At 66.3% G+C, this 11,839-nt stretch carries 13 protein-coding genes; 7 read left to right on the top strand and 6 right to left on the bottom strand.

The window, feature by feature from the left end; genetic code table 11:
- Nucleotides 1-10 precede the first annotated feature (10 nt).
- A complete protein-coding gene (locus tag U6115_RS09605; protein WP_309137399.1) occupies nt 11-1,630 on the bottom strand; it encodes an ABC1 kinase family protein in 1,620 nt (539 codons plus the stop codon).
- Nucleotides 1,631-1,753: 123 nt separating this feature from the next.
- On the opposite strand from U6115_RS09605, the gene U6115_RS09610 reads away from it, so the two are divergent.
- The 7 genes from U6115_RS09610 to nudB all read left to right on the top strand — a co-directional run bounded on the left by U6115_RS09610 (nt 1,754) and on the right by nudB (nt 7,133).
- Entirely contained in the window at nt 1,754-2,491 is a 738-nt protein-coding gene (locus U6115_RS09610; RefSeq protein ID WP_043576229.1) for a C40 family peptidase, read from the top strand.
- A gap of 61 nt (nt 2,492-2,552) precedes the next feature.
- Nucleotides 2,553-2,774 (top strand): hypothetical protein, encoded by a 222-nt coding sequence (locus U6115_RS09615; RefSeq protein WP_369816091.1) that lies wholly within the window; start codon nt 2,553-2,555, stop codon nt 2,772-2,774.
- 10 nt (nt 2,775-2,784) lie between these two features.
- Nucleotides 2,785-4,026: a lipoprotein-releasing ABC transporter permease subunit gene (locus U6115_RS09620; protein ID WP_197465983.1), complete on the top strand. Its 1,242-nt coding sequence runs from the start codon at nt 2,785-2,787 to the stop codon at nt 4,024-4,026.
- The gene (lolD, locus tag U6115_RS09625; RefSeq protein ID WP_043575989.1) at nt 4,019-4,705 is read left to right on the top strand and encodes a lipoprotein-releasing ABC transporter ATP-binding protein LolD; all 687 of its coding nucleotides are present in this window, start codon (nt 4,019-4,021) and stop codon (nt 4,703-4,705) included. The genes U6115_RS09620 and lolD overlap by 8 nt, the downstream gene beginning before the upstream one ends.
- A gap of 54 nt (nt 4,706-4,759) precedes the next feature.
- Nucleotides 4,760-6,046 carry a mechanosensitive ion channel family protein gene (locus U6115_RS09630; protein ID WP_052258096.1) on the top strand — a complete coding sequence of 429 codons (1,287 nt, stop codon included), beginning with the start codon at nt 4,760-4,762 and terminating at the stop codon, nt 6,044-6,046.
- A gap of 14 nt (nt 6,047-6,060) precedes the next feature.
- Complete coding sequence (locus U6115_RS09635; RefSeq protein WP_043575987.1) at nt 6,061-6,681, top strand: response regulator transcription factor; 621 nt, start codon at nt 6,061-6,063, stop codon at nt 6,679-6,681.
- On the top strand, nt 6,681-7,133 hold the full coding sequence (nudB, locus tag U6115_RS09640; RefSeq protein WP_043575979.1) for a dihydroneopterin triphosphate diphosphatase: 453 nt from the start codon (nt 6,681-6,683) through the stop codon (nt 7,131-7,133). The genes U6115_RS09635 and nudB overlap by 1 nt, the downstream gene beginning before the upstream one ends.
- A gap of 75 nt (nt 7,134-7,208) precedes the next feature.
- Here nudB and U6115_RS09645 read toward each other — a convergent pair whose 3' ends face one another.
- The 5 genes from U6115_RS09645 to gntR form a co-directional block, all read right to left on the bottom strand.
- Nucleotides 7,209-7,538 (bottom strand): cupredoxin domain-containing protein, encoded by a 330-nt coding sequence (locus tag U6115_RS09645; protein ID WP_043575978.1) that lies wholly within the window; start codon nt 7,536-7,538, stop codon nt 7,209-7,211.
- A 27-nt stretch (nt 7,539-7,565) separates the two neighbouring features.
- Nucleotides 7,566-8,537: a metallophosphoesterase family protein gene (locus U6115_RS09650; RefSeq protein ID WP_043575977.1), complete on the bottom strand. Its 972-nt coding sequence runs from the start codon at nt 8,535-8,537 to the stop codon at nt 7,566-7,568.
- 149 nt (nt 8,538-8,686) lie between these two features.
- Nucleotides 8,687-9,994 carry an MFS transporter gene (locus U6115_RS09655; protein WP_043575975.1) on the bottom strand — a complete coding sequence of 436 codons (1,308 nt, stop codon included), beginning with the start codon at nt 9,992-9,994 and terminating at the stop codon, nt 8,687-8,689.
- A gap of 44 nt (nt 9,995-10,038) precedes the next feature.
- The gene (locus U6115_RS09660) at nt 10,039-10,539 is read right to left on the bottom strand and encodes a gluconokinase (RefSeq protein ID WP_043575971.1); all 501 of its coding nucleotides are present in this window, start codon (nt 10,537-10,539) and stop codon (nt 10,039-10,041) included.
- A 188-nt stretch (nt 10,540-10,727) separates the two neighbouring features.
- Nucleotides 10,728-11,747 carry an HTH-type transcriptional regulator GntR gene (gene gntR, locus U6115_RS09665; RefSeq protein WP_043575970.1) on the bottom strand — a complete coding sequence of 340 codons (1,020 nt, stop codon included), beginning with the start codon at nt 11,745-11,747 and terminating at the stop codon, nt 10,728-10,730.
- Nucleotides 11,748-11,839 lie beyond the last annotated feature (92 nt).

The raw sequence follows: 11,839 nt of genomic DNA on the forward strand, positions 1-11,839 counted from the left end.
GCTTGCCGGCTTATAAGTCCTTGCCGGAGCGCCAGATCGACCAGACCAGCCACACGCTGTTGAACAGCGCCAGCATGAAGCCGACGAAGCCGAAAAAGGGCAGGCCGAACAGCTTGGGGCCGGCGTTCACCGTCATCACGATGGACGAGCCTATGATCAGGCAGCCGGTGACGATGCCCATGGTCAGCCGGTTGCTGCTGCGGTCCAGCTGCTTGCCGAAGTTGTCCAGCCGCTGCAGGTCGAGGTTGACGCGGAATTTGCCGTGGCGCATGTCGCGGCCGATGCGCACCAGGTCGCGCGGCAGGCCGGTGATCATCTCCAGCCCTTCCGACAGCGACTGGCGGCCGCGCTTGAGCAGCGCCGCCGGATGATAGCGGGCGACGATCAACTCCTTGACGAAGGGGGTGATGTGCGCGACCAGCTGGAAGTCGGGGTTGAGCTGGCGGCCCAGGCCCTCCAGCGTGATCAGCGCCTTGAACAGCATGGCCATGTCCGGCGGCAGCACGATGCCGTGGTTGCGGATCAGCGTCATGATGTCGGCGATCAGCTGGCTGATGTTCAGCCCCTTCAGCGGCACGTGTTCGTACTGGAACATGAATTCGCCCACTTCGTCGGCGAATTTCTGCATGTCCACCGGCGTGTTGCCGGTCCACTCGACCAGCACGTCGATGATGCCGTGCTCGTTGTGCTCGGCCACCGCAGACAGCAAGTCGACGATCTCGTCGCGCCGCACGTGGCTGATGCGGCCCACCATGCCGAAGTCGATGAAGGCGATGCGGTGCTCGGCCAGGAAGAACACGTTGCCGGGGTGGGGGTCGGCGTGGAAGAAGCCGTTGACCAGTATCATCTTCAATACCGCGTCGGCGCCGCGTTGCGCCAGCAACACCGGGTCCAGCCCGCTCGATTCCAGCCGGGCCAGTTCGCCGGCGGAGACGCCGTCGACGAAGTCCTGCACATTGACCGCGGCCCGGGTGTATTGCCAATGCACCTTGGGGACGACGACGTGCGGATCGTCGGCGAAGTCCTTGGCGAAGCGCTCCATATTGCGCGCTTCTATCGCCAGGTCGAGCTCGCGCCTGAGCGAGCGCGAGAACTGGGCGACGATGCTGGAGGGCTGGTAGCGGCGCAGCTCGGGAAACTCCAGCTCCAAGAGGTGGGCGAGGTGGGCCAGGATGCGCAGGTCGGCCTCCACCTTTTCCATGATGCCCGGGCGGCGCAGCTTGACCGCCACTTCACGGCCGTCCGGCAGCCGGGCGCGGTGCACCTGGGCGATGGAGGCGGAGCCGATCGGGCGCATGTCGAATTCGGCGAACAGTTCGTCCGGCTCGGCGCCCAGCGCTTCGCGGATCAGCTTCTTCACCGCGGCGGCGGGCACTTGCGGCACCTGGTTCTGCAGTTTTTCGAATTCGTCTATCCAGTCGGGTGGGAATACGTCCACCCGGGTGGACAGGATCTGCCCCAGCTTGATGAAAGTTGGCCCCAGCTCCTCGAACGCCAGCCGCACCCGCACTGCGGTGGGTTGGCCGGCAGCGCCGTCGGGCAGGCCGAGATTCAGCCACTCGCCGGCCTTTTCCACCGCGCGCGGCAGTTTGAGCCGCTGGGCGAACTCCCCCAGGCCATGACGAATCAAAATTCCGCTGATTTCTCTTAGTCGCGGTAAGTCCCGCATTGCAATCAAGGTTTCCCGAATCATGTGCTTTCCACTGTCCCGCCTGGCTTTACACTCCCGGTCCCGTCCGATAGAGTGCGGCCTATGAAATTGCAACTCCGCTTATCAGCGCTGGCGCTGGCGGGCTTCATGGTTTTTGCCCAGGCCGCGCCAGACAAGGCTACACCGGACAAGGCTCCAGCAGAGGGGAAGCCCGCCGCCGAAAGCGCGGCGCCGGACAAACCGGACGACCCCATCTCCAAATACGCCGCGCCCCAAGAGGATGCGGTGGGCGACCTGCTTTTGCAAGCGATGAGCCTGCTGGGCGTCGCCTACCGCTTCGGCGGCAACACGCCCGACGACGGCCTGGACTGCAGCGGCTTCATCCGCTATGTATTTCAGAAGTCGCTGCGGGTGAACCTGCCGCGCACCGCCGCCGAAATGGCCAAGGTGGGCAAGTCGGTGGCGCGGGCCGAACTGGTGCCGGGCGACCTGGTGTTCTTCAACACGCGCGGCTTCAACTATTCCCATGTCGGCATCTACATGGGCAACAACAAGTTCATCCACGCGCCGCGAACCGGCAAGAACATCGAGGTGTCCAACCTGACGCAGAGCTACTGGAGCGCGCGCTTCAACGGCGCGCGCAGGGTCAATCGTAGCACTGCCGGGCAGACGGCGGACACTTCCGATGACGTCAGCGTAAAAGGCGCGGCGAAAAAGGCCGCGCCGGCGGCGGAGGTCAAATGCCGCAAGGGCCACAAGAAGTGCAAGGCGGAGGCCGCCCGCGGCAAGTCGTCAGGCAAGGCGGCGAAGGGCGGCAAGAAGAAAAAGGGCAGGCACTGAGCGGCCTGGCCGAACCGCGATGCCCGCATTGGCGGGCATCGTGTTTTCAGGAACTGAGTCAATGGCATTGAATATGGAATTTCCGGTGTGGCGCGACCCCGACGGCAACGTGGTGGCCTGCGTCGAAAAACTGAAAGTGATGCGCGAGAACCTGGAGGAGATCGCGCAGATGGCGCAGGACGCCTTCGAGGACGCCGTGCTGATGGGCTGCGACGAAAAACAGGTGCGCGACTTCATGGTGGCGATGATGCAGAACCTGGACAACCCCTACCGCACCGAATGAGAGAACCATCTTGATGCCATTTGAAGCCTTTATCGGGCTGCGTTACCTGCGCGCCAAGCGCCGCAACGGGTTCATTTCCTTCATTTCCCTGATTTCCATCGTCGGCATCGCCCTGGGCGTGGCGGCGCTGATCATCGTGCTGTCGGTGATGAACGGTTTCCAGAAGGAAATCCGCGGCCGCATCCTCAGCGTGGCTTCCCATCTGGAAGTGAGCAGCTACGATGGCCGCCTCGGCAACTGGCAGGGCGCGCGCGACATGCTGGTCAAGCAGCCTCACGTCGTGGCGGCCGCGCCCTTCGTCAACAGCCAGGGCCTGTTCGTCGCCTACGGCAATGTGCGCGGCGGCCTGCTGCGCGGCATCGATCCGGCGCAGGAAGACAAGGTGGTGGACGTGGGCCGCCACATGGTGGCCGGCAAGCTGGAAGACCTGAAGCCGGGCAGCTTCGGCATGGCGCTGGGCGTGGAGCTGGCGCGCCAGCTGGGCGTCGGCGTCGGCGACAAGGTGACGCTGATGACGCCGCAAGGCAACATCACGCCGGCCGGCATGATTCCGCGCACCAAGCAGTTCACCGTGACCGGCCTGTTCAAGGTGGACATGTTCGAATTCGACGCCTCGTTGGCGATGGTCAATCTGCGCGACGCGCAGCTGCTCGCCCGCATGGGCGACACCGTCAGCGGCGTGCGGCTGAAGCTGGACGACCCCATGCTGGCGCCTCAGCTGAAGGCCGATCTGCGTCCGCAGCTGCCGCAGCTGATGGTGACCGACTGGACCGACACCAACGCCAACTATTTCCGCGCGGTGCAGATAGAAAAACGGATGATGACCATCATCCTGACGCTGATCGTCGCGGTGGCGGCGTTCAATCTGGTATCGACGCTGGTGATGGTGGTGACCGACAAGCAGGCCGACATCGCCATCCTGCGCACGCTGGGCGCGTCGCCCGGCAGCATCATGAAGATCTTCATGATCCAGGGCGCGGTGGCCGGGGTGCTGGGCACATTGTCCGGCGCCGTCGGCGGCGTGGTGATCGCGCTCAATCTGGACGTGATCGTGCCGGTGATCGAGCGCATCATCGGCACCAAGATTCTGTCCAGCGAGGTGTACATGATCGACTACCTGCCGTCCGACGTGCAGTGGGGCGACGTGTCCACCATCACCATCATTTCCCTGTTGCTGGCCCTGTTCGCCACGCTGTACCCCAGCTGGCGCGCGGCGCGCACCCAACCGGCGGAGGCGCTGCGCTATGAGTAAGGTATTGAGCTGCCAGGGGCTGGGCAAGCGTTACGAGGAAGGCAAGCTGGCGCTGGACGTGCTCAGCGACGTTAGCCTGGAAGTCGCCAAGGGCGAGCACCTGGCCATCGTCGGCGCGTCCGGTTCCGGCAAGAGCACGCTGCTGCATCTGCTGGGCGGGCTGGACAGCCCCAGCCATGGCACGGTGGAGGTGCTGGGGAAGGACTTGTCCAAGCTGTCCGAGCAGGAGCGCGGCAAGCTGCGCAATGAATCGATGGGCTTCGTCTACCAGTTCCACCATCTGCTGCCGGAATTCTCGGCGCTGGAAAACGTGATGATGCCGCTGCTGATCCGCCGCATGGACAAGAAAGAGGCGGCGCGCCGCGCCGGCGACATGCTGGAGCGGGTGGGGCTGGGCAAGCGGCTGGAGCACAAGCCGGGCGAGCTGTCCGGCGGCGAGCGCCAGCGCGCGGCCATCGCTCGGGCGCTGGTGACCGAGCCTGCCTGCCTGCTGGCCGACGAGCCCACCGGCAATCTGGATGCCCAGACCGCGCGCCAGGTGTTCGAGCTGATGCTGGAGTTGAACCGGACGCTGGGCACCAGCCTGATCATCGTCACGCATGACCTGGACCTGGCGGCGCGCACCCAGCGGGTGTTGCGCCTGAACGAAGGCAGGCTGGCGGCGCCCGAATCCGCCTGAGCCTGAAAACCGCCCCGGCGAGGGGCGGTTTGCCGTTAAACAAGGAGTGGAACATTGCTGTTCATCCGCAAGGAAATGAATTTTTTCGCGTTGCTTGACGCGCTGCAGACCGAGAACGGCCTGATCGAGCTGGGCCTGGGCGCGCTGTGCGTGCTGGCCGCCTACGCGATCGCCCGCCGCTTGTTCATCCACTGGTTCGCCCATCACCCCGAGCGCTACGACCGCTTCCTGCCCTATACCGGCTTCCGCCTGGTGCTGCCGGTGTCGGCCCAGTTGCTGGTGGTGCTGGTGAGCCTGGCCTGGAGCCGCTTCGAGCACGCGCCTATGCTGGTGCTGCACATCATCAGCGCGCTGCTGTTCTGGCTGGCGGTGATCCGGCTGTGCACGGCGGTGGTGCGCCAGGCGCTGCCGCAAGGCAAGTTCGAGCGCAATACCGAACACTTTCTGGCCTCGATGTTCTGGCTGGGCTTCGTCAGCTGGACCATAGGCTTCGACGTGGCGGTGATGGACTGGCTGGAGTCCATCTCCTTCCACATCGGCAAGACCCGGCTGGACCTGCTGACCATCATCAACGGCCTGCTGTGGGTGACGGTGATCGTGGTGGTGGCGCTGTGGGCCAGCCGCCTGCTTGAAGCGCGCATCATGAAGCTCAAGCACCTCGACCCCAATCTGCGCATCGTGTTCGCCAAGCTGACCCGCACCGGCTTGGTGGTGGCCTCGGTGCTGGTGGCGCTGCCGGTGATGGGCATAGACCTGACCGTGCTGTCGGTGTTCGGCGGCGCGGTGGGCATCGGCCTGGGCTTGGGTTTGCAGAAGATCGCCAGCAATTTCGTGTCCGGCTTCATCATTCTGCTCGACCACTCGATCCGCATCGGCGACCGGCTGATGGTGGACAACCGCGTCGGCTACGTCACCAAGATGACTTCGCGCTACGTGGTGCTGAAGGGCGCCGACGGCACCGAGGCGCTGATCCCCAACGACGCGCTGATGTCGAACACGGTGATCAACCAGTCGTACTCCGACAAGAATATGTGGACCAGCCTGCCAGTGCAGGTGGCTTACGGCACCGACCTCGACCTTGCGCTGTCGCTGCTGAAGCAGGCGGCCGACCAGCCGCGGGTGCTGAAGAACCCGGGGCCGAACGCCTTCGTCACGCTGTTCGCCGACAGCGGCATCAACCTGGAGCTGGGCTTCTGGGTGGCCGATCCGGAAAACGGCTTCATGGGGCTGAAGTCGGACATCAACCTAGCCATCTGGCGGCTGTTCAAGCAGCACCATATCGAGATTCCGTTCCCGCAGCGGGAAGTGCGCATCATCGGCGACAAGCCCGCGCAGGCGTGAGGCAGGAGAAGGCAATGAGCGCAAAACGGCTGGCCATCATCGACGACGACGAAGCGGTGCGGCAATCGCTGCTGTGGCTGCTGGACGGCCAGGGCTACCGCGCCGACGGCTTCGACAGCGGCGAGGCCTTTCTCGCCGACGGCTGCGAGGCGGAGTACAACGGCATCATCCTGGACCTCAGGCTGTCCGGCATCAGCGGCATCGTGTTGCTGGAGAAGCTGGCCGGCCGGCCGTACTGCCCGCCGGTGATCATGCTGACCGCACACGGCGACGTGCCGCACGCGGTGGCGGCGCTGAAGCTGGGCGCGCTCGATTTCATCGAGAAGCCGTTCGACGACGTGCACCTGCTGGAGCGCGCGGCGGCGGCGGTGGCGCTGGACGAGCAGAACCGCCAGCTGCATGGCCATCAGCGCAAGGTGTCGGCGGCGCTGGCGCTGCTGACCGAGCGCGAGCGCGAGGTGATGCAGCTGATCCTGGCCGGCAAACTGAACAAGCAGATCGCCGAGGAACTGAGCATCAGCATGAAGACGGTGGAAGTGCACCGTTCGCGGGTATTCGAGAAAATGGGCGTCAAATCGGCGGTGGAGCTGGCGGGCATGCTGGCGGCGCCGGGCGCGCAGGGGGGCAAGCTCTGATGGGCAGCAAGCAGCCGGTATCGGTACTGGTGGTGATACATAGCAAGGACGGCCAGGCGCTGTTGATGGAGCGCGCCGACAAGCCCGGCTACTGGCAATCGGTGACCGGCAGCCGCGAGGGCGGCGAGGCGCTGATCGACACCGCGCGCCGCGAAGTGGCCGAGGAAACCGGGCTGGACATCGGCGCCGGCCAGCTCAGCGACTGGGGCATCGTCAACCGCTACGAGATCTACCCGCATTGGCGCCACCGTTACCCTGAAGGCGTCACCCATAACGACGAGCACGTGTTCGGCCTGCTGCTGGACGCGCCGCGCGCGGTGACGCTGGCCCCGCGCGAACACCTGGCGTACCGCTGGCTGCGTTGGGACGAGGCGGCCGCGCTGGCGTTTTCGCCGTCCAACGCCGAGGCGCTGCGCTTGCTGCCGGGCAGGCTGGGCCTGCCGGAAGCGTAGCCGGCCCGGCGCGAGAAGGCGCACCCATGGAAAAAGCCCGCGCAATGCGGGCTTTGTCGCGTTTGCCGGCTGCGCTTACGGCTTGCGCACGTGCACGGCGCCGGTCATATACGGGTGCACCACGCAGTAGTAGTTGAAGTCGCCGGGGGTGGCGAAGGTGTATTCATACTTGTCGTCGGTGTCCAGCGCCTTGGACGCGAAGATCTTGTCGCGGCTGCTGACCGTGTGCGGGGTGTCGTCGCGGTTGGTCCAAATAATGCGGGTGCCGGGCGCGACGGTGATCTCCTTGGGGTTGAACGCGAATTTGGAAATGTCTATGGTCACGGTCGCCGGCGCCGGCCAGGCGGCCGGGGCGAGCGCGAACAGCAGGGCCGCCAGCGCGGCGGCGATGCGGTGGAGTGTCATTCGGGTGGTCTCCATGGAATGTGGCGATCAGCGGACCAGCGGCCTGTCTATCATCGCCAGCCGCTGCGCGCCGGGCACTACCGTCAGTTGGCGGGTGCCCAGCAGTTTGCCCAGCTCGCCGGCCGGCACCTTCAGCGGACCGGGCTCGCCGACGCCGGCCTGGCCGGGCGTGGGCAACGGGTAGGCCAGCGAGCGCGCGGTGTGCAGCGCGATATTGCCTTCCACTTTTTGCAGCACCTGGTGGATGTGGCCATTCAGCACGGTCACCGAGCCGAACGGCCGCAGCAGCGCCAGCGCCTGCGCCGCGTCGGCGGTGCCCCAGCCCCAGGGTTCGTAGACGGTCCACATCGGAATGTGGGCCATCACCACGATGGGAGTGGAGCGCGAAACGCCGGCCAGGTCGCTTTTCAGCCAGGCCAGTTGCTCCTCTCCCAGCGCCGCCAGCCGGCCCATATTGAAATTCAGCACATTGTTCAGCGCGATGAAGTGCGCGCCGCCCTGGTCGAAGCTGTACCAGGCGCGGTTCTTGCCGTCGTGGTCGAAGAATTTCAGATAGCCGCTGACGCCGTCGTCTATCGCGTCGTGCTCGCCGGGAATGGCATGCACGCGGTCGGTGCGGATTTCCTTGAAGATATCGCGCGCCAGCGCGAATTCCTCCGGTTTGGACAAGTGGCTGACGTCGCCGGTGTGCAGCACGAAGGCCGGCGCCTGCGGCAGCGCGTTGATATCGGCTATCGCCTGCCTGAGGCTGCCCACCACATCTGGATTGGCTTCCTTGTGGAAGCCCAGGTGGGTGTCGCTGATTTGCACGAAGGTCAGCGCCTTGCCGTCCGCGGCGGCGGCCGCGTTGCCGGCGCCCAGCGCGTGGGGGATGCCTCCCGATATCGTCCAGACGATGGCCGCGCCGGACCATTCGGCCAGACAGGACAAGGTTTTGCGCCGTCCGCCGTCGGGCGCGTCTCCGTCCGTCGTCTGCTGCCTGCTTTCCTCTTGCTTCATGGCACGCCCTCCCGCTGAGTGGAAATCGGAGCCCGTCCGGCTCGGGTGCGACTCAGTCCAGCCTAGATGCCGCATTGCGACATCACAAGGGATTTGCGGCGAGGAGGGAAGGGAAAGAGAAGCCCCGGCGGGCGCCGGGGCTGGCGTGCTTAGCGGGAAGACGCGCCGGGTTCGGGAATCGGTTCGATCCGGCCCAGCAGGAACACGAAGGCCAGGATGCCGATCACCAGCATGAAGCCGGCCACCAGAAAGGCGTTGGCGAAGGAGTGGGTGGCGCCGACGATGATGCCGGTGACGATGGGAGCCACCGCGCCCATCATGTTGTTGGCGAAATTCATGATGCCGCCGACGGTGCCGGTGCCGCCGCGCGGCGCGATCAGCGACGGCAGCGACCAGCCCACCGGCGCGGCTGCGGCCAGGCCGCTGAGCGCGATGGTGATCCAGATGATGGCAACGTAGGGGTCGGTGGTGGTGGTCGCGCCGAACACCGCCATGCCCATGGCCATGCCGCACAGCAGCACCGTCTTGCGCACGCGGGTTTCGTCATGGCCGCGGGCGATCAGCTTATCGATCAGCCAGCCGCCGACGAACAGGTCGGCGACGGTGGCGAACAGCCACGGGATGGCGGAAAACCAGGCCGACTTCAGGATGTCCATATGCATCGCCTGCACCAGGTAGCCGGGCAGCCAGGTCAGGAACAGGTAGAACACATAGCCGTAGGCGGCGAACCCGATGGACAGCCCCCACACCTTGCGCTGGCGCAGCAGGTAGCCCAGCATCGCCAGCGACCCTTGCCGGCTGACGCCTTCCTCGGCCGCGCCGCCCTGGGTGATGTACTGGCGCTCGGCCTCGCTCAGCTTGGCGTCGGCGCTGGGGTCGCGGTAGAGCAGGTAGAAGGCGATGAAGTACAGCACGCTGAGGATGGCCGACACGCCAAAGCCCCAGCGCCAGCCCAGGTGCACCACCGCCAGCGCCACCAGCGGCACGCCTATCACGTTGGAGAATTTGGCGGCGGCGTCGAAGATGGCGGTGGCCATCGCCCGCTCGCGGCGCGGAAACCAGTAGCCGGTGGCCTTGGCGCTGACCGGGAAGCCCGGCGCCTCGGCGACGCCCAGCAGCACGCGGGCTGCGAAAATGCCGGCGAAGCCGCCGGCGCAGGCGGTGAGGGTGGCGGCCACGCCCCATAGCAGCGCGCCCAGGCGGCCGATGCGGGTGGCGCCGAAGCGGTCCAGGATCACGCCGGTGGGAATCTGCAGCAGCGCGTAGCTCCAGAAGAAGGCGCTGAACAGCAGGCCCAGCTCGCCGTTGCTGAGTCCGAACTCCTGCTGCAGCTGCGGCGCGGCCACCGACAGGCTGATGCGGTCGAAATAATTGACCAGGATGCCGACGCCCAGCAGCCAGCCTATGCGCCAGCGGCGGGTGGGAATCTTGTACGAGTGCGGGGACGGGGCGTTCATTGTTGTTCTCCTCTTTCTTCTTTGGGAATGCCGCCTGGGTCCGTTCAGGCGAGCGCCTGCAGGATTTGCCGCAGCAAGGCGGCGGGCGGCTGCTGGATGTCGCAGCGGATGGCGCGCTCGTCGGCGCCGGGGGCTTCCAGATCTCCGAACTGGCTGTCCAGCAGGCTTTCCGGCATGAAGTGGCCGCTGCGCTCGCGCATGCGTTCGGCGATCAGCGCGCGCTCGCCGGCCAGGTGGATGAAGGCGAGGTCGGGGTCGCCGCCGCGCAGCACGTCGCGGTAGCGGCGCTTCAACGCCGAACAGGCCAGCACCATGCGTTCGCCGTCGGCGCGGCCCTGGCGCAGCCGCTCGGCCAGATTGGCCAGCCAGCCGGCGCGGTCGGCGTCGTTGAGCGGGACGCCGGCGCGCATCCGCGCGATGTTTTCCGGCGGATGGAAGCTGTCGCCTTCGATGAAGCTGGCGTTCAAGGCCTCGGCCAGCAGCCGGCCGGCGCTGCTTTTGCCGCAGCCGGCCACGCCCATCACCACGATATTTCCGTATTTCATGTTAGCGCTAACATTGATGGTTGAAATGATGTCCGGCGGTTTGGCCGGCGCGATCTGTCTGCGGATGTTAGCGCTAACAAATCTGCGATAACAAGCAGCGGGATCAAGTTTTCGGCCGGGCGCGGGAAATATGTAGTCGCCGCGCAACGCGGCGGCATCCAAGGCGGAAGGCCCGCCGGCGCTGGCTTTCAGCTGCTGCGGCGCAGCATCAGCTGGAAGCCTAGATCGGTCTGCAGAGCATCGGGCTCGTCGCCGTCTATCATCCGCAGCAGCTGGCGCGCGGCATGGCTGCCGATCTCGCGGCGCGGGGTGGCCACGGTGGTGAGGGCGGGCGTGCACCAGGCGGAGGGCTGCAAATCGTTGAAGCCGGCCAGCGCCAGCCGTTGCGGCACGGCGATGCCCAGTTGCTGGCAGCGCGCCAGCGCGCCGATGGCCAGGTCGTCGTTGCAGCAGAACAGCGCGTCGCAGTCGGGCCGCGCCGCCAGCGCGGCGTCCAGCATGTCGGCGCCCATCCGCATGCTGGACGGCGACGGGTCCAGCCATTCCAGGCCGGCGTCGCGCAGGCCGGCGGCATCCAGCGCGGCGCGATAGCCGTCCAGCCGCTTCATCACCCGCTCATCCAATTGGGCGCCCAGAAAGCCGATGCGGCGCTTGCCCCGCTCCAGCAGGTGGCGGGTGATGGCGGCGCCGGCCGCCTCCTGGGAAAAACCGACGCAGCAGCGGCCATCGTCGGCCAGGTCCATCATGTACACCGCCGGCAGCGCGCGCCGGCGCAGGATATCTTCGAACGGCGCGGCATGGGTCAGGCCGGTGAGCAGCACGCCGTCCGGCTGGTGCTGCAGGTAGGCGCGCAGCAGCAGCAGCTCCTGTTCGGCGCTGTAATGGCTGTTGCCTATCAGCATCTGGTAGCCGGCGGCGTCCAGCACGCTTTCGATGCCGGCCAGCGTGTCGAGGAACACCGTGTTGTCCAGCGAGGGGATCAGCACCAGCACGGTGCGAGAGCGCGCCGAGGCCAGCGTGCGCGCGGAGCGGCTGGGCACGTAAGCCAGCGCGTCCACCGCCTGCATCACTTTTTCGCGCAGCTGCGGCGATACTTGCTGCGGCTGGTTCAGCGCCCGCGATACGGTGATGGCGCTGACGCCGGCGGCGCGGGCGACGTCGTGCATGGTGGCGCCGCCGCCGGAGCGGATCCGCGGTTTTCTCGACATGGGTTTCCTGTGGCAAATGCGCGTCCGGCGGCGATGGCGGCCGGGCGCGGCTATTGTAGCGCAGCCGGCGCGCGCGGTCCTTGTCCGGCGAT

The sequence above is a fragment of the Chromobacterium subtsugae genome, from assembly GCF_035919665.1.
Taxonomy (GTDB): Bacteria; Pseudomonadota; Gammaproteobacteria; order Burkholderiales; family Chromobacteriaceae; genus Chromobacterium; species Chromobacterium subtsugae.